14 protein-coding genes are annotated in these 23526 nt (G+C 67.5%); all 14 read right to left on the reverse strand.

Going from position 1 to position 23526, the window contains the following annotated elements; genetic code table 11:
- Positions 1 to 17 precede the first annotated feature (17 nt).
- Positions 18 to 1175 carry an LLM class flavin-dependent oxidoreductase gene (locus G341_RS0117280; RefSeq protein WP_051092870.1) on the reverse strand — a complete coding sequence of 386 codons (1158 nt, stop codon included), beginning with the start codon at positions 1173 to 1175 and terminating at the stop codon, positions 18 to 20.
- A gap of 278 nt (positions 1176 to 1453) precedes the next feature.
- A complete protein-coding gene (locus tag G341_RS0117285; RefSeq protein WP_018180421.1) occupies positions 1454 to 3001 on the reverse strand; it encodes an acyl-CoA carboxylase subunit beta in 1548 nt (515 codons plus the stop codon).
- A 3-nt stretch (positions 3002 to 3004) separates the two neighbouring features.
- Positions 3005 to 8233 (reverse strand): polyketide synthase Pks13, encoded by a 5229-nt coding sequence (pks13, locus tag G341_RS0117290; protein ID WP_018180422.1) that lies wholly within the window; start codon positions 8231 to 8233, stop codon positions 3005 to 3007.
- Positions 8234 to 8274: 41 nt separating this feature from the next.
- On the reverse strand, positions 8275 to 10176 hold the full coding sequence (gene fadD32 / locus G341_RS0117295) for a long-chain-fatty-acid--AMP ligase FadD32 (RefSeq protein ID WP_018180423.1): 1902 nt from the start codon (positions 10174 to 10176) through the stop codon (positions 8275 to 8277).
- Positions 10177 to 10412: 236 nt separating this feature from the next.
- Positions 10413 to 11387, reverse strand: a complete 975-nt coding sequence (locus tag G341_RS0117300; protein ID WP_018180424.1) for a cutinase family protein — start codon at positions 11385 to 11387, stop codon at positions 10413 to 10415.
- Positions 11388 to 11400: 13 nt separating this feature from the next.
- Entirely contained in the window at positions 11401 to 11904 is a 504-nt protein-coding gene (locus G341_RS0117305; protein ID WP_026303815.1) for a hypothetical protein, read from the reverse strand.
- A 113-nt stretch (positions 11905 to 12017) separates the two neighbouring features.
- Positions 12018 to 14150 carry an alpha/beta hydrolase-fold protein gene (locus G341_RS0117310; protein ID WP_018180427.1) on the reverse strand — a complete coding sequence of 711 codons (2133 nt, stop codon included), beginning with the start codon at positions 14148 to 14150 and terminating at the stop codon, positions 12018 to 12020.
- Between the two features lie 319 nt (positions 14151 to 14469).
- Positions 14470 to 15429 (reverse strand): alpha/beta hydrolase, encoded by a 960-nt coding sequence (locus tag G341_RS0117315; protein WP_018180428.1) that lies wholly within the window; start codon positions 15427 to 15429, stop codon positions 14470 to 14472.
- A 286-nt stretch (positions 15430 to 15715) separates the two neighbouring features.
- A complete protein-coding gene (locus tag G341_RS0117320; RefSeq protein ID WP_018180429.1) occupies positions 15716 to 16678 on the reverse strand; it encodes an alpha/beta hydrolase in 963 nt (320 codons plus the stop codon).
- A 250-nt stretch (positions 16679 to 16928) separates the two neighbouring features.
- Positions 16929 to 18806: an arabinofuranosyltransferase AftB family protein gene (locus G341_RS0117325; protein ID WP_018180430.1), complete on the reverse strand. Its 1878-nt coding sequence runs from the start codon at positions 18804 to 18806 to the stop codon at positions 16929 to 16931.
- A gap of 49 nt (positions 18807 to 18855) precedes the next feature.
- The gene (locus tag G341_RS0117330; protein ID WP_018180431.1) at positions 18856 to 19779 is read right to left on the reverse strand and encodes a decaprenyl-phosphate phosphoribosyltransferase; all 924 of its coding nucleotides are present in this window, start codon (positions 19777 to 19779) and stop codon (positions 18856 to 18858) included.
- Complete coding sequence (locus tag G341_RS0117335; protein ID WP_245557038.1) at positions 19776 to 20408, reverse strand: phosphatase PAP2 family protein; 633 nt, start codon at positions 20406 to 20408, stop codon at positions 19776 to 19778. Before G341_RS0117335 ends, G341_RS0117330 begins: the two co-directional genes overlap by 4 nt.
- Entirely contained in the window at positions 20389 to 22326 is a 1938-nt protein-coding gene (locus G341_RS0117340; RefSeq protein ID WP_081622587.1) for a glycosyltransferase, read from the reverse strand. The genes G341_RS0117335 and G341_RS0117340 overlap by 20 nt, the downstream gene beginning before the upstream one ends.
- Positions 22323 to 23522, reverse strand: coding sequence for a UDP-galactopyranose mutase (gene glf / locus G341_RS0117345; protein WP_018180434.1), 1200 nt, complete (start codon positions 23520 to 23522; stop codon positions 22323 to 22325). The genes G341_RS0117340 and glf overlap by 4 nt, the downstream gene beginning before the upstream one ends.
- Between the last annotated feature and the right edge of the window lie 4 nt (positions 23523 to 23526).

Below are 23526 nucleotides of genomic sequence, written 5' to 3' on the forward strand. Positions count from 1 at the left end.
CCGAAATCGGCGGTGAACTAGGACGCGGTCGGCTGGCGAAGGTCGGCGGCCGGCTCGGTGTAGCTGGTGAGGTCCGGAAGGAAGGCACCGCCCGCATGATCGTTGTGCGAGAGGTCATTCGCGGTGATGCCCTTGGCCGCCAGCCGCGGCCGAACGCCCTCACCGAAGTGGTAGGCCTCCTCCAGATGCGGGTACCCCGACAGGATGAAGTGCGAGAAGCCGGCGTTCACGTACTCGCCGATCAGGTTCGCGACCTGGTCATGCGAACCCACGAGCGCGGTACCGGCACCGCCGCGCACCAGGCCGACCCCGCTCCACAGGTTCGGGTAGATCTCGAACGCCCGCGCGTCCACTCCGGCGGCGAATTCCGCACCGCCGCCGTGCAGTTCACGCATCAGCCGCTGTCCTTCGGACTCGCTGCGTGCCAGCGTCTCCTGCGCCCGGCGCACCACCTCCGGATCCAGGGCACCCAGCAGGCGATTGGCCTCGGCCCACGCCTGCTCCTCGGTATCCCGCGAAATCACATGCAGCCGAACGCCGTAGTCGAGCACGCGGCCGTGGTCGACGGCCAGCGACCGCACCTTGTCGATCTTGCCCGCGGCCTGCGCCGGCGGCTCGCCCCAGGTGAGATACGTGTCGGCGTAACGCGCCGCGACGGGAAGCGCCTCGGCCGAGCTGCCACCGAAGAAGATCGGCGCCGCCGGGTCCGGATAGCGCTGCAACACAGCCGATTCGACATCGATGTACTCGCCCTTGTAGGTCACGGGCGAGGGATCGGGTGCCGACAGCTCCCGGAACACATGCAGGAATTCGCCGGCTCGCGCGTACCGCTGCGCCTTGTCCAGGTGATCACCGAACGCGCGCTGCTCGGCCGAGTCACCACCGGTGACGATGTTCAGCGCAAGCCGCCCCTCGGACTGCCACTGGAAGGTCGCCGCCATCTGCGCGGTCACGGTCGGGCTGACGAGTCCGGGGCGCGCCGCGACCAGGAACCGCAGGGTCTCGGTGGCGTCGACCAGCATCGCGGTCGTCAGCCAGGCGTCCTCGCACCACAGCCCGGTGGGCGTCAGGACCGCGTCGAAATGATTCGCCTCGGCCGCGGCGGCCAGCTGCTTGAGGTACTTGAGCGTGGCGGGCCGATCGCCCGACATGAACGCGCCGTGCCCGCCCGCCATCAGATTGCGGGAGTCCCCGTATGTGGGCAGGAACCAATGGAAGGACGCGCTCTCCGGCACCGCTAACACCTTTCGGTCACGTGATCAGGTGCTGCCAGGTAACCCGATGCGCCGCAGCGCGACCAGGTTTGCGCGCACCGCGGTTGCAACCAGCGTGAGCGAAATGGCCCGGCTCACACGATTCCGGCCACCGTTCAGCGGCGGCGCCCTGGTGTGAATCGGGGCACGAGCATCAAACGGGGGCCGAGCGTTGCGGCTCGAGCGTGGTCCGGCGCTGGCTAGATGCCCATCAGCTTGATGCGGCGCGGCGTGCTGAGGAGCTGCTTGTCCTTGAGCTGGCGCAGTGCCTTGCGCAGCTGCAGGCGGGTCGACGACGGCTCGATGACCGCATCGATGTAGCCCCGCTCGGCCGCCAGATACGGCGTCGCCATCATCACGTTGTAGAAGTCGACGAAGTCCTGACGGATCTTCGCCGCCTCGGCCGGCGACTTGCCCTCGACCTGGCGCTTGGTGAGCACCGCCGCCGCCGACTCGGCGCCCATGACCGCGATCTTGGCGGTCGGCCACGCGAAGTTGATGTCGGCGCCGAGCTGCTTGCAGCCCATCACCGCGTACGCGCCGCCATACGCCTTGCGCACGACGACGGTGATCTTCGGAACCTCGGCCTCGACATAGGCGAACAGGAACTTGCCGCTACGCCGAATGGTCGCCTTCGACTCCTCGGCATAGCCCGGCAGAATGCCGGGCGTATCGACGACGAAGATCAGCGGAATGTTGTACGCGTTGCACATCCGGACGAACCGGGTCGCCTTCTCGGAGCTGTCAGTATCGATCACACCGGACATCACCGCAGGCTGATTGGCCACCACTCCGACGGAATTGCCGTCGATCCGGGCGAAGCCGGTGATGATGTTGGGCGCGAACAGCTCGCCGATCTCATGGAATGCACCGTCATCGAAAATGCGGAGCAGAAGGTCGTGCATGTCGTACCCGGCATTGTCGTTGTCGGGCATGAACGTATCGAGCGACAGGTCCGATTCGGTGACCTCAGGCTCCAGCCCCGGATTGATCACCGGCGGCTTCTCGTGACAGGTCGACGGCATGTACTGCAGGTAGTCGCGCACCCACTCGAACGCCGCCTTCTCGTCCTCGGCGACGTGGTGGATATTGCCCCACATCGCCTGGTTGTGAACGCCGCCAAGATCTTCCGCGCTGATGGCCTCGCCGGTCATCTGCTGCAGCACATCGGGGCCGGTGACGAACATGTAGCTCTGGTCCTTGACGCCGACCAGAATGTCGGTATTGGCCGGGGTATAGACCGCGCCGCCGGCGCACTTGCCGAGAATCACCGACACCTGCGGCGCCATACCGCTCAGCAGCTCGTTGCGCCGGCCCATCTCCGCGTACCAGGCCAGCGAGGTGACCGCGTCCTGGATGCGGGCGCCGGCGGAGTCATTGATGCCGACCATCGGGCAGCCGACCTTGGCCGCCCACTCCATCAGCACCGACACCTTGCGGCCGAACATCTCGCCGACCGTGCCGCCGAAAACGGTCTGATCGTGCGAAAACGCCGCCACCGGGCGGCCATTCACCAGGCCGTGTCCGGTGACCACACCGTCGCCGTAGCCGGAGTTCGCGGCGCCCGGCATCTTGGCCAGCTGGCCGATCTCGACGAAGGTGCCCTTGTCGAACAGCATGTCGAGCCGCTCGCGGGGCGACGGGATGCCCTTCCTGGCACGCTTGGCGATCGCCGCCTCACCGCCCGGTTCCTTTGCCACCTCCAGCTTTTCGCGGAGGTCTGCCAGCTTCGCCGCAGTGGTATCCATGGCCTACTTTCCTCGGGCTGCGATGTCGTCGAGCCGGCGGGTGAGATCAGCACCGACCTTTGAAATATAAGGTTCGTCGACGATCTGCAGATGGTCGCCGCCGATATGCACCTGGTCCAGGTGCGGCATGTACTGCGTCCAGCCGCCGTCCTCGGCCACGTCGGCCCATCGCGGGTCCAATTCGATTGCGCCGTCATGCATCCGGTCGGCGCGGTACAGCACCACGTCGCCGTCGTACGGCAGCGGAGTCACGGTGTCGACCATCCGGTTGTCGAGGAACGACGTCCGCTGATGCTCGATGATGCCGCCCGGGATCTTGATGCCGGAGACCTTCATCAGATCCATGATGACGCGGAACTGACCCTCGTCGTCCTGGTCGATGAACAGCTCGATCGGGAACGGCACGTCGCCCAGGTTGTAGGTGCGCTTGGCGAACTCGTACCACCGCGTCAGGCGGGCGGCCTTCTGCTCCCGCGTTTCCGGGGAGGTGTCCTTCGGCAGGACCAGGTCGATGAGCGCCAGCAGCGCCACCTCCTCGCCCTGCTCCCGCAGGCGATGCGCGCAGCCCAAGGCCAGCGCGCCGCCGATGGACCAGCCGCCCAGCACGTACGGACCGTGCGGGGCAACCTCTTTCAGCTTCGGCAGATACTGGTCGACGCGCTCTTCGAGGCTGCCCTCGACACGGTCGAAGCCGATCACCGGCTGATCCGCGGGCAGCCGCTTGAGGAGCGCCTCATACGCCATCGTCGAGCCGCCGGCCGGGTGGAACAGCAGCAGCGGCGGCCGCGTGGCGCCCTCGACACCGCGCAGCGTGCGTACGAATCCGTCGACGCTGCCATCCTCGAGCACGCCCCGCACATGCTCGGCAAGCTGCTCGATGTCGGTGGCGGACTTGACCTGTTCGACGGTGATCTCGCCCTTGTCGTCGCCGCCTTCCTCGCCCGAGCGAGCCCGCTCGGTGAGGCGCTGCGCGAGCTTCGCGGCGGTGTCGTCGTCGAGTTCGGGCAACGGGTTGAAGATGCCGCCGGCCGATTTGCCGGTGATGACCGCCCACACGCCGAAGGTCAGTCGCTCCGCCGCATCCCGCGGCGGCACATCGGCACTCGCCGCGGCCGCGATCGCGGCGGCATCGGTGATGTCCGCCGGTTTGGCGGGCTCGGCGGGCGCGTTCGGCTCCGCGGCCGGTGCGCTTGTTTCGGCCGGTGCTGCCGTTTCGGCGACAGGTGCCGACTCGGCGGCCGCAACATCCTTCTCGGCGTTGGCCGCGTCGATCATCTCGCCCAGCGCAGCGGTGTCGAGCTCGCCGCCCTCGGCGGACTGATGCTCGGCCAGCGCCGCCACCTGGTCGCGGTGCTCCACCGCATAGGTGATGAACTTGACGACGTCCAGCATGTTCGCGTCCCGCAGCACCTGCAGCTGCATGGGCGGGATGTCGAATTCGTACTCGGCACGGTTCTTGATGCGCATGCCCATGAGCGAGTCCAGGCCCAGATCGATCAGCGGGACCTCACGCGGCAGATCCTCCGCCTCGTAGCCCATCGACTCGGCGATGATCGACGCCAGGCGATCCTCGACGCTCTCGCCGCTCGCCGGATCCCATCGGCCGCCGACGGATTCGTCATCCTCGTCGTCGACTGCGGCAACCGGAGTCTCCTCGACGGGGGCCGCGGCCGGAACCGGCAGCGTCGGGGCCGCACCGCCCGCGGTGACCACGGCATCCGCCAGCGGAACGAATCCACCTTCGGTCTGCGCGTGCACCTGGATCGACGCGCCGCCCGGATGCGGGGTCAGCGTGGTCGTGTATCGCGTTGCGGCAGCACCGCTTCCGCGATGCTCGAAGCCGGTCAGCACGACATTCGTCAGCACCGACGCCGCCGCGGCAGACACCAACGCCTGCAGATCGGGCGCCGCCGTGGCGTTGACCTCCCACACGTGGCGGCCGTCCGGCAGCGCGACGTGCGAGCCCGGCAACTTGCCGGAGCCGCCGCCGGACGCCAGATTCACGGTGAGCCACAACGGCTTCCGCTCGAACGCGGTGCGCGGGATGTCGGCGTAGTCGCCAGCGCCGAACAGCGAGCCGACGTTCACCGGGTGACCGTGCAGGTACAGCTTCATCAGCGCGTTGACGATGCCGTAGCTCTCGTCCTCCTTGCGGCGCAGAGTCTCGATGAGCTCGGCGTTCTGCACGCCGGCGCCGAAGGTGACGGCCGCGACGGAGATCAGCACGCCCGGATTCGGCGACAGCTCGAGGAAGGTCGTGTGACCGTTCTCGACCGACTTGGTGATCGCCTGCGAGAACCAGACGCTGTGCCGCAAACCCTTGGTGAAGTAGTCGACCGTGTGCACCGGCCCGTCGCCCGGGCGGTAGAAGGTCTCCTTGTCGACCGAGCTGTAGAAGCCGACTTCGAGCTTCTTCGGCTCGATACCGCCGATTTCGTAGGCGAATTCGCCGAGCAGCGGCTCCATCTGCGAGGTGTGGCTGGCGCCCTTGGTGTTCAGCTTGCGACCGAGTTTGCCCTCGGCTTCCGCCCGCGCCACGACCGCGTCGATCTGCGCGACCGGGCCGCCGACGACTGTGTGGGTCGGCGCCGCATAGACGCAGATCTCCAGGTCCGGGTAGTCGGCGAGGACCGTGGTGATGTCCTCGGCGCTGTACTCGACCAGCGCCATCGGCTTGATGTCGTCGCCGCTGAGCATGGCGTCGCCCTCACCCATCAGGCGGGAGCGGTGGCAGATCAGCAGCGTCGCGTCCTCCAGCGACAGGCCGCCGGTCAGGTAGGCGCCGGCCGCCTCGCCCATCGAGTGGCCGATGACCACGCCGGGCTCTGCGCCGTGATGACGCAGCAGCTCGATGAGGCCGATCTGGATGACATAGATGCCGACCTGGGCGGTCTCGATGCCGTAGGCGACCTCGTCGTCCAGGAACTGCTCGACCATCGAGTAGCCGAGTTCTTCCTGAACGATCGCGTCGACCCGGTCGACCGCGGCGGCGAACACCGGGTTCTCGGTGTAGAGCTGCTTGCCCATCTTGCGATGCTGGGTGCCGAAGCCCGACAGGATCCACACCGCGGAAGCCGGGTCCGGGGAGTTCGACGAGAACACCAGCGGATGGTTCTTCTTCTCCGCGATGGCGCGCAGCCCGGCGACCGCATCCTCGTGGGTGCGGGCCATGACGACCGACCGGGTGCGGCCGTGATTGCGATGCGCCAGCGCGCGGCCCACGTCCACCAGCGGGGTGGCGCGGCCTTCCTCGGTCTCGAGCCAGTCGGCCAGCTGCTCGGCCGCCTTGCGGCGGCGCGGCGCGATGAAGCCGCTGACGACCAGCGGGATGACGCTGCCCTCGGCCTTGCACGGGGCGAAGTCCTTGGTCGGATCCTCCTCGGCGACAACCGTTTCCGACTCGGTCTTGGCCGCCGCGAACGCCCCCATGGCGGCCCGCTCGGCATCGGTGAGGAATTCCTCGTCGTCATCGTCGGCATCCGCATCGGCCGAATCGACCTGCGGGGCTTCGATCTTCGCGGCCGGCTCGGCATCGGGGTCGGCCAGATCGGCCGCCGTGACCTCACGCAGCACGACGTGCGCGTTGGTACCGCCGAAGCCGAAGCCCGACACGCCGACGACCTTGGTTCCCGAATACTCGGGGAACTCGGTCGGCTCGGTGACCACCTTGAGGTGGTTGGCGTCGAACTGGATGTACGGGTTGGGCCCGGCGTAGTTGAGCGACGGCGGGATCTGGCCCTTGCCTATCGCGAGGATCGCCTTCGCCAGACCCGCCGCGCCGGCACCGGATTCGATGTGGCCGAAGTTGGTCTTCGCCGAGCCCAGCAGCAGCGGCTTATCCGCGGCGCGGCCGCGGCCGACCACCCGGCCGAGCGCGTCGGCCTCGATCGGATCGCCGATCGGGGTGCCGGTGCCGTGCGCGTCCACGTAGTCGACGTCGCGGGGATGGATCGCCGCGTCGCTGTAGGCGGACTTGAGGACGCTGACCTGAGCTTCGGGGTTGGGCGCCGGAAGGCCGTTGGAGCGGCCGTCGGAGTTGACCGCCGAACCCGCGACCACGGCCAGCACCGTGTCGCCGTCGCGGCGGGCGTCGCTCAGGCGCTTGAGCACCAGCAGGCCGCCGCCCTCGGCGCGCACCATGCCGTCGGCATCGGACGAGAACGCCTTGATGTGGCCGTCTTTCGCGACCGCGCCGATCGAATCGAAGCCGAGCGAGGCGGCCGGGGTCAGCAGCATGTTGACGCCGCCGGCCAGCGCCACGTCGGATTCGCCGCTGCGCAGGCTGCGCACTGCCTGGTGCACGGCCACCAGCGACGACGAGCATGCGGTGTCCATCGCGACCGACGGGCCGTGGAAGTCGAAGTAGTACGAGACCCGGTTGGCGATGATCGACGTCGCGGTGCCGGTGAGGCCGTAGGCCGCGGTGTCGCCGTTGGACTCCGGATCGGCGACGGCCAGCAGCTGGTAGTCGTTGGTGGAGGTGCCGATGAACACGCCGACCTGCTCGCCGGCCAGGTCGCTCGGCGGGATGTGCGCGTGTTCCAGTGCCTCCCAGGTCAATTCGAGAGCCAGGCGCTGCTGCGGGTCGACCATCTCGGCCTCGCGCGGCGACATCTGGAAGAAGTCGGCGTCGAAACCCTTCACGTCATCGAGGTAGCCGCCGCGGGTGTTCGCGGCGTCCAGGATCTCCTTCAGACGCGGGTCGGCCTTGAACTCGGTCCAGCGATCGTCGGGCAGGTCCGAGATGCCGTCGCCCCCGGAAATCAGGAAGTCCCAGGTGGACTCGGGGGTCTCGCCGGCCTTCGGGAAGCGGGTGGACAGCCCCACCACCGCGATGTCGTCCTCGGGGCCGCGCTCGCGCTGAAACTGCGCGTCATCCGAGTCGTCGTCGCCCGCATCCGGGTCGCCCTCGATGATGCGCTTGGCCAGCGACGCGATGGTCGGATGCGCGAACGCCACGGTCGCGGTCAGCACCACGCCGGTCTTGTCCTCGACGTCGGCCGCCAGGCTCACGGCGTCGCGCGACGACAGGCCGAACTCGTCCATCGGCCGGTCGTCCGAGATCTGATCCTCGGGCAGGCCCGTGGCCGTAGACACCCACGCCCGCATCCAGTCTCGGAGTTCGGCCACCGTGAGGTCACCGGCGGTCTCCCCCGCCGTCCCGGCCGGGGCCGCTCCAGCAGTGCTGACAGTGTCGGCAGGGTTTGCGTCGTCGGTGTTCAGTTCAGACATCTACTTCCAGACCTTGCGGACACAATTTTCTTGAGTCGAGTTCAGTTCACGGAATTGGCGTCGGCGTCCGGGAACGCCGTCTGCGTGTAGCCGCCACGCAGAGTTCCGTCGATGTACGCGGCTTTGCACGCGCGCCGGGCGATCTTGCCGCTGGAGGTACGCGGGATCGAGCCGGCCGGGACCATCAGGACGTCGCGGACCATCACGCCGTGCCGCTGCGCGACGGCCGCGCGGACGATGTCGGCGACCTCCTGCGCGTCGACCCGCTTGCCCATGCTGCGCTCGGCGACGATCACCAGCTGCTCGGACGAGTCGTCGGCGTCGAACGACAGGCCGCTGGCCGAGTTCTCGAACACCACGGCCGGCAGCTCGTTCGCGGGAACCGCGAATGCGGCCACGTACCCCGGCCGCAGCGCGGTGCTCGATTCCTGCGCGCTGAACTCCAGGTCCTGCGGGTAGTGGTTGCGGCCGTCGACGATCACCAGATCCTTGACGCGACCGGTGATGTACAGCTCGCCGTCGAGCCAGACGCCGTAGTCGCCGGTGCGCATCCAGATGCCGTCCTCGGGCACGCCCTCGGCGTGGCTGCCCTCGGGCAGCCGCGAAACCAGCTTGTTCTCAAAGGTTTCGACCGATTCTTCGGGCTTGTTCCAGTAGCCGTGGCCCAGATTGATTCCGTGCAACCAGATTTCGCCGACATGACCGTCGGGCTGCTCGGCACCGGACTCCGCATCGACGATCACGCCCCACTGGCTGATCGACACCTGGCCGCAGGAGACCTGCGCGACCGCACCCGGAGCGTCCTTGTCCACCAACACCATTCGGCCGGCATTGAGCTCGGCGCGATCGACGTAGACGATCTTCGCGGCGTTCTCGCGCGCGGTGGCCGACACGAACAGCGTGGCCTCGGCCATGCCGTAGCACGGCTTGATCGCGGTCTTGGCCAGTCCGTACGGCGCGAACGCCGCGTTGAACTTGTCCATCGAGCTGACGGTCACCGGCTCGCTACCGTTGATCAGGCCGACCACGTTCGACAGGTCGAGCTCTTCGCCGTCCTTGGGCAGACCGCGGGCCGCGGCATGCTCGAAGGCGAAGTTCGGGGCGGCGGCGAAGGTCTCGGCGCCGTCTGCCTGCGCCGCGAGCTCCTTGATCCACCGGCCCGGGCGGCGCACGAACGCGGCCGGGCTCATGATCGTCACGAACCGGCCGCCGAGCGCCGGAAGGATCACGATCAGCAGACCCATGTCGTGGAACATCGGCAGCCAGGTGACGCCGCGCGAATTGTGGTTCAGCTCGATGGCGTCGAACATCTGCAGCGCGTTGGCGGCCACCGACTCGAAGGTGATCTTCACGCCGGCCGGAACGCGGGTCGAACCCGACGTGTACTGCAGGTAGGCCACCTCGTGACGATGCGGCGTGGGCTTGCGCCAGGTGTCGCCCACCGAGTCCGGGACGGCGTCGACCGCGATGACGCGGGGACGTTCCTTGGCCGGCAGCGGCTTGAAGAAGTCGCGGACCGCCTCGGCCGACTTGCTGGAGGTCAGGATCGCGGTCGGCTTGCAGTCGCCGAGGACAGCATGCAGCCGGTCGGTGTGACCCGGCTCGTCCGGCGAGAACAGCGGGACGGCCACGTTGCCGGCGTAGAGCGCGCCGAAGAAGCCGATCACGTACTCGAGCGACTGCGGGGCCAGGATCGCGACCCGATCGCCGGGCTTGGTCACCTGCTGCAGGCGCGCCGCGATCGCGCGGGCCCGCTTGCCGAACTGGGACCAGGTCAGGTCGATGTATTCGCCGTCGCGCTCCCGGGAGAAGTCGATGAACCGGTAGGCCAAGGTGTCGGCCTGCTCCACGACGTTACGTTCCACGTAGTCGACCAGCGTGGCTTCCTCGTTGAAGAAGATGTTGCCGTTCTCATCGAGAAACTGGTCCACCTCGTCGTTCATTCACACACTCCCACTGGGCTTACATCGTCATTCGGCGGGTTGCCGTTTCCGCGCTGCTCACGATCGCAGTCGAGCATCGCGCCCGACCGCGGGATGCGACTGCGTTGTCCGGGCAGGCGGATAAGCACCCCAAACCTGCCACATACTACCGGCCCGACCTCACGATTCCGTAGTCGTCCGGCGTAGCCCGCCCGACATTCAATGTCGCAAAGGGTCGGGATTCGGTGACGTAAAGATCAGTTGTGCGGCGGCCGTGGTGCGGCGGCCACCGTTCGCTCCGCCCAATCGGCCATCCACTGGGTCGCCGTCTGGCCGTTGAGCTGCCAATACTTGGTCGTCCCGTACATCGCATGGACCGGATTGTTGATGGCCGCGACAAGTTTGTTTGCGGCATCGAAAAGATTTCCGATCGTGGGCGCGTCACAGATAAGGTCGCCTGGCGCACAGATCGACTCGACTTTGTCGGCGAGCACACCGAAGCCGCCCGAGCGGGTCCCGGTCATCGTGATCCCCGGCATCGGCAGCCCCTGCACCGCGCGTTCGGCACCCACTCCGGGCGGGTTCGGCCCGATGTTCTGCACCTGCGACGCGTCCCGGCGACCGTCCGCGATCAGGCCGACGCCCAGGACCAGGTCCGGGTCGACCGGTCCGCGGCCGTTGGCGATGTCGCTGGCGATGTCGCCGCCGATCACCGCGCCCTGCGAGAATCCGATGATCAGGTAGCTCGTCAGCGGGCAATGCTCGTTGACCTCGGTGATCTTGTCCTTCGCCCGCTTGGTTCCCTGCGCCCGCGACTCGTCGTAGGTGGCCTGGTTGAACGTCTTGGGGTCCAGCGGATTCCGGAACTGCGCGACATACGGGACCGTGTAGACATCGTTGCGGGCGGCGGGCTCGGCGGCCGACAGCGGCCGCGACACCTGCAGCAGCAGCGAATTCGGGTTGGCGTGCGGCTGCGTCGGGCTGTCGTTCGCCGCCGACTCCCAGGTGCCCGGGATGACGATCGTCTGCACATCGGGGCAGTCGGCCGGCTGGGCGGTCGGCCGCGCCGGGGACGGCGTGGGATGGGGCTGTCGCTGCTTGGGCGCCCGGTTGTTGATCGCGAAGATCACGACGATGACGACCAGCACGACCGCCACGAGCGCGAGCGCACCGAGCACGAATGGGGTGCGGCCGCGCTTGCGCTGCCGGGCCCCGCGGGTACGGGCGTTCATCGAAACCGGCCGCTCAGCAGTAGGTCGACTTGGCGATCTGGATGAACTTGTCCGCCTTGGCGTTGGCGGCGGCATCCTGACCGGTCATGCCGGATCCGACGACCGCGAGCACGAAGGTGCGCATCTGGTCCGGCGGCATCTTGCCCTGCGCCTGGCACACGTACTGGGCGAGTCCGGGCGCCAACGTGTCGTCGAGCCCGACGTTCTGCTTGTGCAGCTCGTCCAGCAAGGCCTTGGTCTTCGGGTCGGTCGGCGCGGACTGCGGTGAGGTGCCGCCCGGGAAGCCCTCGGGGACGGTGCCGGACGCGTTCGGTGCGGTCGACGGGAGGCCCGGGCTGGTGGTCGGGTTGGTCGCGGTGGACTCGGTCGGGTTGCCGGTCATGTTCGGCGGCGTGGTGGTGCTCATCGACGTCTTGGTGGTGGTCGGCCCGCTGGCCGTCGACGAATCGCCGCACGCCGCCAATGTCAGTGCCGCGGCACCCGCAACGACGGCCATCACCATCGTGTTTCGCTTCATTACGTTCCTTCCGCCCGAATGATCCCGGCCCTGTGCGTAACGGAGTCACACGGTACCGAAGGTCTCTAAGGAGACCCCTTAGGAAGTGCCCAAACCTGCGCCGACCAGCACGATCAGCCGTCGGCCGGCCCCATGTCGGCAGGTGCGGGAGCCGGGGCGACGGTCGTCGGCGCGGCCGCGGCAGACGGCGCTGCGGCGGGCGGGACCGCCTCGTTCGCGGCCGGAGCCGGACTCTGCGGGGGCAGCGACGCCGCCGGGGCCGGGACCTGCGCCGGGAGCGGAGCCGTCGCGGATGCGCCCGGGGCCGGGGATGCGCCCGGGGCCGGCGAGGCTGCGGGAGCGGGAGCCGGCGCTGCCGGCGCGGGTGCCTGAGCCGCCGCCGGAATCTGCGCCCCGGCGCCGGTGCCCGTGACGCCGCCGTTGATCGCCTGCAGCGTGCCGTTCTCGAAGTTGACCTGGTAGCCGCCCGACGTCTGGAACTGATCGCTGATCGGGTAGCCCAGCTTGCCGTTCTCGTATCCGGTGCGTCCCCAGGCGTCGAAGATCGGGCCCTGCGGGATCGCGAAGGCGCCGCGCTGCGGCGTCCAATAGATGTTGCCGCCGTCGAACCGGGTCAGCTTGCCGCCGCGGGCCAGCGAGATCTCGTCCGAGGTCGGGAAGCCGAGCCAGCTGCCCTCGTAGCCGACCGCGCCGAACTTCTTGAAGATCGCGCCCTGCACGCCGTGCGCGCCGGTCGCCGGGCTCCAGTAGTACGCGCCGTTCTGGAAGCCCTGCACCTTGCCCTTGCCGTTCGGGGTGCTGATCTCGTCACCGAGGGGGTAGCCCAGCGGGCCGCGCTCGTATCCCTGCCGACCCCAGGCCGCGAGGATCGCGCCCCCGACCTCATGTGCGCCGCCGAAGGCGGTCCAGTAGATGTTGCCCTTCTGGAAGCGGTTGAACCGCCCCTTGCCGTCGGGCGCGACCAGCTCGTCGCTCGTCGGGAAGCCCAGCTCGCCACCGGGACCGCCGGCAGCGACGTAGGCGCCGCCGATCGCACCGCCGACCACCTTGGCGCCGGTGCCCGGCGACCAGATGATCCGGCCGCCGCGGAAGTCCTGCGCGATGCCGCCCGGCACCGAGTACTCCGGCGTCAGGCACTCGCCCAGCTCCTTGTGCGCCTTCGCGACCGGCGCGATCGCGCCGCCGATCCCGCATTTCGGCCGATCCGCGGACAGGCCCAGGGCGGCCGCGGCCTGCGGCCACGCCTGGCTCATCTCGAACTGCCAGTACGGCCAGGTATGCGTGCCGGACGGCCGGAACACCGCCTGCGCGGGCACGCCGATCTGGTTCAGCTTGGTCGCGAATTGCTGAGTCGTGGTGCGCGCCAACACTTCCAGCCCGACGCCGGCGTAGTTGGTCGCCAGGCCGGGGATCGTCGACGGCGTGTCGTACTGACCGAGCAGACCGTTGCCGGACGAGATGTAGAGACTCGTGCCCTTGAGCTTCGGTGCCAGCAGATACGGGTCATGCGCCGCCCAGTTGGGATCGCTCGGCGGGCCGAACATCTTGCCGGAGTCGTAGCCGCCGGCGTCGTTCATCGCGAACTGCACCGCCTGCGGCATGCCGAAGCTGCTGAGTTGCAGGATGCCGGAGAACGACGCGGCGAACTTGAAGAAGCCCGGGTTGCGCCCGGCGAGCATCATCGCCGACGAGCCGCCCATCGAGAGTCCTTCGATGCCACGGACATTCGTCGAGCGCCATTGGTTCTCCAGCACCGGCGGCAGTTCCTTCATGAGGAAGGTCTCCCACATGTAGTGCTTGCCGTTGTCCGGCTTCTCCCAGTCGGTGTAGAAGCTCGACTGGCCGCCGACCGGCAGCATGACGTTGACGTCTTTGTCCTTGTAGAAGTTCTCGGCGTTGGTGTTGATCGTCCAGCCGTTCTCGTTGTCCTGCGCGCGCAGGCCGTCGAGCATGTAGAGGACCGGGAACTTGGCGGTCGGGTTGGAGTTCCAGTCGCGTGCCAGCAGCAGCTGCACCTGGATGTCCGTGCCCATCGCCGGCGAGTGCACCCAGAGCGCCACTCGGCGGTCGCTGTACCAGAAGGTCTTGGTGATCGAGACCCCTGGAACGGGGTTGACGGCGGCCGGGGCCGGCAGCGCGTTGGGTGCCGGCTTGGCGCCCGGCGCCGGGGCCGCCGGCGCGGGCTTGGGTGCCGGGGGTGCGCCCGCCGCAAGGCCGGGCACGCCGATCACCAGACCGGCAGTCACTGCGATTGCCGTCAGTCCTCGGGTAACTGTCCTGCGACGCATCCCACTGTCCTTCTCCATTGCGGCCCCTCGGGCCTTCGGTCTACATCCGGCCGGGTGTCCACCCGCCAGGTGTCCGCCCCACGGACACATTTGCGCACCATTGCGAGCTTGTGTTTACCGGTCCGGGCGGCGAAAGTGTGGTTGCCACGCTGTTACTTATGAGATTTGTGTGAATGTTGTTACGCCAGTGACTGGCCCTTGATCGATTCCACGGACACGAAAATGCCCGCCCCCTCGCACGAGGGGGCGGGCATTTTCCGCGTTGCTTAACGGCAGATCAGTTGAAGAATCCCGTACGCAGGGCGTTCCACATCGAGTCCTGCCAGTTGTTCCAGGTGTGCGCACCCGTCAGCGGGAAGTACGTCTGGATCGGGACGCGGTTGATCAGCGCCTGAACCTGGAACGACCGTCCCTGCGCCTGAGCCAGCAGCTCCAGCGGGGTGCCCTGGATCAGGGTCATCGGGTTGGCCCAGAAGTTGTCGTCGCCGCGCAGCGGACCCATGCCCGCCGAGACGTAGACCTTCTTCAGCGTGTGCATCTTGTTGATCTGCACGAACGGATCGTTGTCGAGCCAGCGGGTGCTCCACGGCGGGCCCCACATGGCATCGGAGTTCATCGCCGGCGTACCGCCGTCGATGATCGGGAAGATCATCGAGAGCCGGATGGCCTCACGCATGCCCGGCGCCGACAGGTTCAGGTATCCCGACAGCGAACCGGCGCGGTCGAAGCTGTTCTGGTTGTTGGCACCGATGACCAGTGCCGCGTTGCCACCCATCGACAGGCCCATGATGGCGTACCGGCCCGACGGGCCACGCAAACCCTGGCCGTCCATCCAGCCGACGAGCGACCGGGTGATGACACAGTTCCACATGTAGCGGAACTTCTGACCGGAGAAGTTGTCCGGGGCGTTCCAGTCGGAGTACCAGCTCTCGTAGCCGCCGACCGGCTCCACGACGTTGACGCCGTAGTTCACCATGTTCTGGACGTTGGTGTTGATCTCCCAGCCGTTGAAGTCGTTCTGCGCGCGCAGACCGTCCAGGAGGACCACTGTCTTCCGGTTGCCCGGCCGCGTCCAGGCGCGAACCTGGATCGAACCCGGCATGCCGCAGGCGTTGACCCAGCCGATCTTGTTGGGGCGGGGGCTGGGGAAGGCACTGGCCGAGCCGCTTCCGACAGCGGCGGCGAGACCCATGGTGGTCGCAAGTGCCGCGACCAGGGTCACGACCTTGGCCGCCATACCGTGGCGGCCATTAGCCCGACGATTGCGCAGACGCATCGTTCTTAATCTCCTTCTATTACCTCGGCGGCAGGATCGAAATTCACCCGCGCATCAGCAGCAGTGGCCACCCAGAGGATCGTTGGGAGCCTATGCGACTCAGCCGATTCTCACAAAACCTGTGACCATCCTCACACCCCGTATTTGCGGCGTGACCTGCGGTTTTCGGTACAGAGGGACTATCGCTACACCGGTAGACCGGCGTTACCTTTCTGAGACAATAATGATCGTTGGGGACATAGGTCACTCACTTGAAGAAGCCCCAGGCGAGCGCGTCCCACATCATCTTCTGCCAGTACGGCCAGGAGTGCGTGCCGGTCGGCGGGAAGTCGGTCATCACCGGGACCCGGTTGATCGCGGCCTGCGCCTGGAACACCCGCGTCTGCGCCAGCGACAGCACTTCCAGCGGCACACCCTGCAGCAACAGCATCGGATTCGCCAGCACGTTGTCGTACTGACCTGGCACCCCGCTGCCGGCGCCGATGAATATCTTCTTCCCGCGGAACTTGTTGATCTGGACGAAGGGGTCGTTGTCGAGCCAGCGGGTGCTCCACGGCGGGCCCCACATCGAGTCCGAGTTGAAGGGCCCGACGCCGGCCTCGATGCCCGCATCGAGCAGCGCGATGCGGATCGCCTCCCGCATGCCGGGCGCGGACAGATTCAGGAAGCCCGACATCGAACCGGCGCGGTCGAAATTGCGCGGGTTGTTGGCGGCGATGACCATCGCGGCGTTGCCGCCCATCGAGATGCCCATGATCGCGTAGTGGCCGGACGGGCCGCGCAGGCCCATCGCATCCATGGTGTTGACCAGCGACCGCGTGATGACGCAGTTCCACATATAGCGGTAGCGCTGATTGTTCAGATTGCTCGGCGCATCCCAGTCGCTGTAGAAGCTGGCCAGGCCGCCGACCGGCTCGACCACGTTCACGCCGTGATCGGCCAGCAGACCGACGTTGGTGTTGTGCTCCCAGCCGCTCATGTCGTTGGTCGCCCGCAGGCCGTCGAGCAGGACCACCGTCTTGGCGTTGCCCGGTCGGCTCCACACCCGCACCTTGACCGAGCCCGCGGGCCCGCCACTCATGCTCGGCATGCCGCAGCTCGGCACGAACCAGGTGCTCAGCTGCAGGGCCGACGCGGCACCGGTGCCCGAGGCCACCCCAATGCCGAGCGACAGCGCCACGGCGGCGACGGAAGCGGTCACGCGTTTCATCCGGAGCAGCCGCCCCGGACGCAGATTGATCAACACGAAGTGTGACGCTAGTGACTGGTGTGACTAAAAAGCACTACTGGGGCGCAACTGTGGCGGAGGCGATGATCAACTGTCGCTCAATCGAGATGTCGCGTACCAAGCCCGTCGTCGCTCCTCGGTCCACCCGGAGATCAGCTGGACGAGCGGCAAGACAGAAGGAGCTCCGCCAGGCGCCTTCCCCTGCGGAGCTCCTGATAACGCAGCCGGTCGTTCAGCTGGCTCCGGGAGGCTTGCAGCGGAGTACTTCGTACTGGGGATCGCGATCGATCCGGTACTTGGTGAACTCGTACGCCTGCCGCAGGTTGTGCCGGAACTTGGTCAGATTCATCGGCCCCTGGTACGACGCCAGCAGCTGCTGGGTCTTGGTGCAGCGCAGCGAATCCCGCGCCCAGACATACCAGTCCGGCCGCAGATATCCGGGCATCTTGGTCGGATCGACCTGCGACTCGGCCACCACCCACTCCGGCGCCATGTCCTTGTCGTGCCCGATGCGGCCGTCGGTGAGGCGCTGGCTGTGCGCCGCCAGCGGATACGCCAGCCCCATCTGGTCGACCACCCGAACATCCAGCGGCGCGTTCATGCTCGTCATACCCAGATTCAGGAAGTAGACCGTCAGCTCCTTGTGCGCGGCGTTGGGCGACGGCGGTGCGTAGAACCAATGATCGAAGTCGGGGCCGGGCAGCAGCACGCCGCCGTGGTCCTTGTACTGATCAATGTCCTCGATCATCTCCGGCATCCGGCCATAGTTCGCGTAGTCGGCCGCGGTGATCGGGTGCGGGTTGGCCAGATTCGCGATGTAGAACCGGCGCTCGTCGACGATGCCGGCGCGGCCGATCTCGTCGCCGTTATGCAGGCCCGGGGACTGCGCGGTGACCAGCGCCCAGATCATCGTGGCGATCCAGATGACGCCCATCGCCGCGCCACCGGCCCAGCCGACCACCTTGCGGCGCTGTTCCTGCTCCTGAGGGACGGCGATCGGAATGACCATCACCGGCAGCAGCAGAATGAACAAGGGCGCCAACAGGACTCGCGCATGCATGAAGTCGCCGCCCTGGCGCAGCCAGTACAGGGCCTCGATGAGGCCGCAGAGGAGGACCAGGGTGACGACGGCCGGCGGCGACTGCAGCCACTCGCGGAAGTTCTGCAATCGGGCCCGCCAATCGACCGACGGCAGCGACTCGCCGGCGGCCGGGGCCGCGTCGGACTTTCGGGTCCCCCAACCGCGCCAGACCACCGCGGCCGCGATGACCGCCAGGATCAGCGGCAGCAGCAGCACATAGGGGCCGAACATGTTGGCCAGGTAGCGAAAACCCTCGCTCCACTTGGCACCGTTGGCGTCCTTGGCGATCGCCGTGTTGGGCACCAGCAGGCCGTAGTAGCCCATGCGGAAGATCTCGTAACCGACGGGCAGCGCCGCGGCGACCGCGACGAATGCGACCCGCATCCGCCAGCTCATCTCGGTGCAGAACACCATCAGCAGCACCAGGCCGCCGAATATCGTGAGTTCCGGCCGGATCAGCGGCGACAGCCCGGCGTTGAACGCCAGCGCCAGCATTGCGGTCCAGTACCCGAGTCCGGATCGCACGGTGCGATCACGCTGGCTCCAGGCGACCAGCTGGCACCAGAGCACCGCGATCCAGAACAGGCACAGCGAGACCTCGAGGCCGCTGGTCGCGAAGTCGCGGGCCGGCGGCAGCGCGATGTAGATGACCGCGCCGAGCGGCAGGACCAGCGTCCACCCCGGATTGAAATTGCGGCCGCGGTTCAGCAGCCGATAGGTGCCGTACATCGCGATCGGCAGCGCCGTCACCGAGAGCGTCAGCGCCAGCCAGAGCACCACGTATTCGGTCTGCCCCTGGGTGACCCAGGACCAGAACCAGATCAGGTACGTCCACGCGGTGGAGGTGTTGGCCTCCACCCGCTCGCCCTTGTTGAACACCGGGCCGTTGCCGGCCAACAGGTTGCGCACCGTCCGCAGGACGATGAGGCCGTCGTCGGCGATCCAGCGACGCTGCCAGCCGCCGATCGCGAACATGATCGCGACGACAAGGGCGCTGATCGAGAAGCTGGCGGCAGCAGGGCCCGGCACCGAGAAGCGGCCTACGGTGACCCAACCAGCGCGACCAGAACCCGACCGTTCAGTAGGCATATACCGCGACACCCACGAATACTAACCAGGTCACGGCGAGCACCTGGAGTACGCGGTCGCCGAGGGCGATCTCCTCCGGCTCGCCCGCCTGGCCGCCGTCGACGTCGACGGCGTATCGCAGGATGGCGACGGTCACCGGCACCATCGACAGGGCGAACCACACGTTCGTGTCGTGGCCGCTTTCCTTGTCGAAGGCCCACATGCCGTAACAGATGACGAGCGCCGTGGCCGACAGCGTCCAGACGAAGCGCAGGTAGGTCGTCGTGTAGTACTCGAGCGACTTGCGGATCTTGGCGCCCGTACGCTCGGCCAGCTGCAGCTCGGCATAGCGCTTGCCGGCCGCCATGAACAGCGAGCCGAAGGCCATCACCAGCAGGAACCACTGCGACAGGCCATTGGGCAGCTCGGCGGCGACGCCACCGGCGATCGCCCGCAGCAGGAATCCGGACGAAACGATGCAGATATCGATGACCGGCTGATGCTTGAGGCCGAAGCAGTAGCCCAGCTGAATCACCAGGTAGACGCTGATCGCCACCGCCAGCTGCCAGTTGGCGATGAACGAGATGCCGATGGCGGCGGCCGCGAACACGACCGCCAGCGCATAGGCCAGGTTCACCGGCACCACGCCGGCGGCGATCGGCCGGAAACGCTTGGTCGGGTGATTGCGGTCGGCCTCGACGTCGCGGGCGTCGTTGACCAGGTAGATGCTTGACGCCACCAGGCAGAACGCGACGAAGGCGACCGCGCTGCGCCACAGCACATCCCAGTGCCCGATCTCGCCGGCCGCCACGGGCGCCGCCAGCACCAGGACGTTCTTCACCCACTGCCGCGGGCGGATCGCCTTCACCAGACCGCTCGCCAGACTCTTCGGCGGGCCGCGGACCTCGTCAGGCTCGATCGGCTCCTCGCTCATTTCACTCCTACCGTGATCGCCCGACTGCGGGCGCGGCCGGATCCCCGGCGCGTCATTCGACGAATCAGTTTGTCACCCGTTGTCACCGCAGCCGCACTCGCCGCACCGATAGCGGCCCCGGCGAGTACGTCGGTCGGGTAATGCACGCCGAGAACCAGGCGCGACAGCAGCATCGGCGGCACGATCGCGGCCGGCAGCGCCCCCTTCGGCAGGCCCGCGGCCTGGCCGATCAGGATCGCCGCGGCCGTGGTCGACGTGGCATGCGACGACGGAAAGCTCAATTTGCTGGGCGTGCCGACGCCGACGATCACCCGCGGATCGGTCGGGCGCGGACGACGCACGACCCGCTTGATGATGACCGACGCGGCATGCGCGCCGAAGGCGCCGACGCCGGCCAGGATCCACTTGCGCTGCCGGTCCGGGTCATTGCGGGTGAGGACCGCGCCGGTACCGGCGATGGCCAGCCAGCCCAGCGAATGCTCGCCGAAATGCGACATACCGCGGGCGGCGCGCACCGTGGCGTCGTTGCGCGCCACCTTCTGCACGGCGACCAGCACGGACGATTCGGGGGTGGTCACCGGGCGCGGTTCGTCGCCCGATGCAGCCGTGTCACTGCTCTTCAAAGACACGGCTCCACCCTTCGACGCTGGTCAGCTCGGGCAGGGCCGCCCGGTAGCGGGCCTTGGCGCCCTCGAACTCCGCCTGCAGCCGCTTGTGCAGTTCGTAGGTCTCCTTGGCCAGGGCGATCATCTTGTCGCGATCGCGCTGGCGGTAGACCACGCCGCGGCCGTCGGCGGTGGTGACGGTGACACCGTCGACCCGGCCGAGGGAGAACCAGCGCGCCTCGACCGGCGGGTAGTTCGCCTGGGGCACCTCGTAATGCCGCGGATCGGCCGGGGTGGCGTTGTTCCACACCGCCGACGCCAGCGCGCGCAGCTTGCTCAGCGGATTCGTCGGCTCGTTGACACCCAGATGCGTTGCCTCACCGGAGGTTCGGGGCAGCTCGGTGGCCGACTTGAGGACAACCGCGTCCGGGAACTGCTTGCGCATCTCGGCGATCTTCGGCAGTGCCGTGGGCAGCAGATCGCGAATGTGCTCCGGCCCTTCCAGGAAGTCCCGGATCGCCTCGTTCTGGATCGCGACGGTCGAATACTCCAGGCACAGCAGGTGTTTCGCGGTCGCCTTGCGCATCGAGGACAGGATGCCGGCCAGCGGTCCGTCATGATGGATCGACGCGACCACCAGCCGGTTACGCAGGTGGAAGTACGCCTGCCAGTCGATGGCGTCGTCCTTGTCGCTCCAGGCCATGTGCCAGATGGCGATTCCCGGGACGGTCGCGGTCGGGTAGCCGGCCTTGCCGGCCCGCAGCGCGTACTCCCAGTCGTCCCACTTGATGAACAGCGGCATCGGCAGGCCGATCTCCTCCGCGCACGCGCGCGGGATCATGCAGGTCCACCAGCCGTTGCCCTCGACGTCGATGCGCCGGTGCAGGTTCTTGGAGTTGTCGCGATCGCGCAGTGGGTACTTCGCGAAGTTGTGGTCGTATTCGACGAACGGCGCCGCGGTCCACATGAAGTTGTGGCGGTTGATGACCTCGCCCATGCAGTGCAGATGGCTGCGGTCCTGCAGGTTCAGCATCTGGCCGCCGACCAGCATCGGCGTCTTGGCGAAGCGCGAGAACGCCAGCGCCCGCAGGATCGAGTCCGGCTCGATCTGGATGTCGTCGTCCATGTACAGCACGTACGGGCTGTCGGTCAGGCGCAGCGCCTCGTACATGATGCGCGAGTAGCCGCCGGAGCCGCCGAGGTTGCCCTGCTTGAACAGATGGAACCGATCACCCAGGGCCGCAGCGGCTTCGGTGTATCCCGGCTCGTCCTTGACCAGCTTGGTGCCCTGGTCGGGCATGATCACGGCGTCGATCACGCTGTCCACCAACGGATCCGACGTCAGCGCCACCAGCGCGGCGACGGCGTCGCCCGGCCGGTTGAAGGTCGGGATGCCCACGGTGATCCGCTTGCTGTCCGGCCCGGCCGGCGCGTCGATCGGCGCGTACCAGCCGGCCGACCGGATCTCCACGTCGGTGTCGGTCGTCAGGTCGAACCAGATCCAGCCGCCGTCCTCGAACGGGCCCAGGTCGACCTCGAATTCGATTGCGCCGCGCCCGGTCTCGTCGATCTCGACCAGGTCGCCGGCGACGGCGATGCGCGAGCCGTCGATCTTCGAGCGATAGACGTCGACGCGGCACGAGCCGGTCACCTCGACCCGCAGCACCACCGATTCCAGCACCGTCCAGCGCCGCCAGTACGACGCCGCGAACGCGTTGAAGTAGGCCTCGAAGCTGATTTCCGACTCGGCGCCCACCGACAGGGTGGTCCGGGTAGGAGCATGTGCCCGCCGCGCGTTGTTGTCCGACTCCACCAGGTAGAGCGAACGCACGTCGATCGGCTCGCCCGGCCGCGGCAGGATGACGCGTTGCAGCAGGGTCTTTGCACGTTCCGAGGCGGGCACCTCGGGTGCGGGGGCGGCGGGTTCAGTCACCTGGGTCACTCGTCACTCTCCTTGAGCACCGCACCCGAATTCCAGTGCGGCGCCAGCGTGTTCTCGAACATGGTCAACGCCGAGGCGATGGCCATGTGCATGTCCAAGTACTTGTAGGTGCCCAGCCGGCCGCCGAAAAGCACCTTCTTGGAGGCAGTTTCGGCCTTGGCGAGCTCCCGGTAGCGCGTCAGCATGTCGCGGTCGTCCGGGGTGTTGATCGGGTAGTACGGCTCGTCGCCGCTCTCGGCGAAGCGGCTGAACTCCCGCATGATCACGGTCTTGTCGGCCGGATACTCCCGCTCGGAGTGGAAGTGCCGGAACTCGTGGATACGGGTGTACGGCACGTCCGCATCGTTGTAGTTCATCACCGGGGTGCCCTGGAAGTCACCCGTCTCTAGTACCTCGGTCTCGAAATCGAGGGTGCGCCAGCCGAGTTCGCCCTCGCTGTAGTCGAAGTAGCGATCCAGCGGGCCGGTGTAGACGACCGGCGCGTCCGGACACTGCGCGACCAGCTCGTCGCGGACGTCGAACCAGTCCGTGTTCAGCCGGACCTCGATGTTCTCGTGGGCGGCCATGTTCTCGAGCCACGTGGTGTAGCCGTCGACCGGCAGGCCCTCGTAGGTGTCGTTGAAGTAGCGGTTGTCGAAGGTGTAGCGGACCGGGAGCCGGGCGATGTTGGCCGCGGGCAGGTTCTTGGGATCGGTCTGCCACTGCTTGGCGGTGTAGTCCTTGACGAAGGCCTCGTACAGCGGCCGGCCGATCAGGCTGATGGCCTTCTCCTCGAGGTTCGACGCCTCGGCGGTCTCGATCTCGCTGGACTGCTCGGCGATCAGCTTGCGCGCCTCGTCGGGCGTGAAGTACCGCCCGAAGAACTGCGACACCAGCCCCAGCCCCATCGGGAACTGGTAGGCCTGGCCCTTGTGCATCGCGAACACGCGGTGCTGGTAGCCGGTGAACTCGGTGAACTGTGTGACGTAGTCCCACACCTTCTTATTGGAGGTGTGGAACAGGTGGGCCCCGTACTGGTGCACCTCGATACCGGTCTGCGGCTCGGCCTCGGAGTAGGCGTTGCCGCCGATGTGGTGGCGGCGCTCCACGATCAGGACACGTTTGCCCAGCTGGGAGGCGGCACGCTCGGCGATCGTCAATCCGAAGAAGCCCGAGCCGACGATCAACAGGTCATAGGGCGCTGAGTTGGCGGTCACGGGG

This window comes from Jongsikchunia kroppenstedtii DSM 45133, assembly GCF_000380485.1.
Lineage (GTDB): Bacteria > Actinomycetota > Actinomycetes > Mycobacteriales > Mycobacteriaceae > Jongsikchunia > Jongsikchunia kroppenstedtii.

Excerpts from the sequence above, each read along its gene's own strand:
- G341_RS0117280 (WP_051092870.1), bottom strand. The coding sequence starts at position 1,175 with ATGGCGGGCGGGCACGGCGCGTTCATGTCGGGCGATCGGCCCGCCACG.
- G341_RS0117285 (WP_018180421.1), bottom strand. The coding sequence starts at position 3,001 with ATGGATACCACTGCGGCGAAGCTGGCAGACCTCCGCGAAAAGCTGGAG.
- pks13 (WP_018180422.1), bottom strand. The coding sequence starts at position 8,233 with ATGTCTGAACTGAACACCGACGACGCAAACCCTGCCGACACTGTCAGC.
- fadD32 (WP_018180423.1), bottom strand. The coding sequence starts at position 10,176 with ATGAACGACGAGGTGGACCAGTTTCTCGATGAGAACGGCAACATCTTC.
- G341_RS0117300 (WP_018180424.1), bottom strand. The coding sequence starts at position 11,387 with ATGAACGCCCGTACCCGCGGGGCCCGGCAGCGCAAGCGCGGCCGCACC.
- G341_RS0117305 (WP_026303815.1), bottom strand. The coding sequence starts at position 11,904 with ATGAAGCGAAACACGATGGTGATGGCCGTCGTTGCGGGTGCCGCGGCA.
- G341_RS0117315 (WP_018180428.1), bottom strand. The coding sequence starts at position 15,429 with ATGGCGGCCAAGGTCGTGACCCTGGTCGCGGCACTTGCGACCACCATG.
- G341_RS0117320 (WP_018180429.1), bottom strand. The coding sequence starts at position 16,678 with ATGAAACGCGTGACCGCTTCCGTCGCCGCCGTGGCGCTGTCGCTCGGC.
- G341_RS0117330 (WP_018180431.1), bottom strand. The coding sequence starts at position 19,779 with ATGAGCGAGGAGCCGATCGAGCCTGACGAGGTCCGCGGCCCGCCGAAG.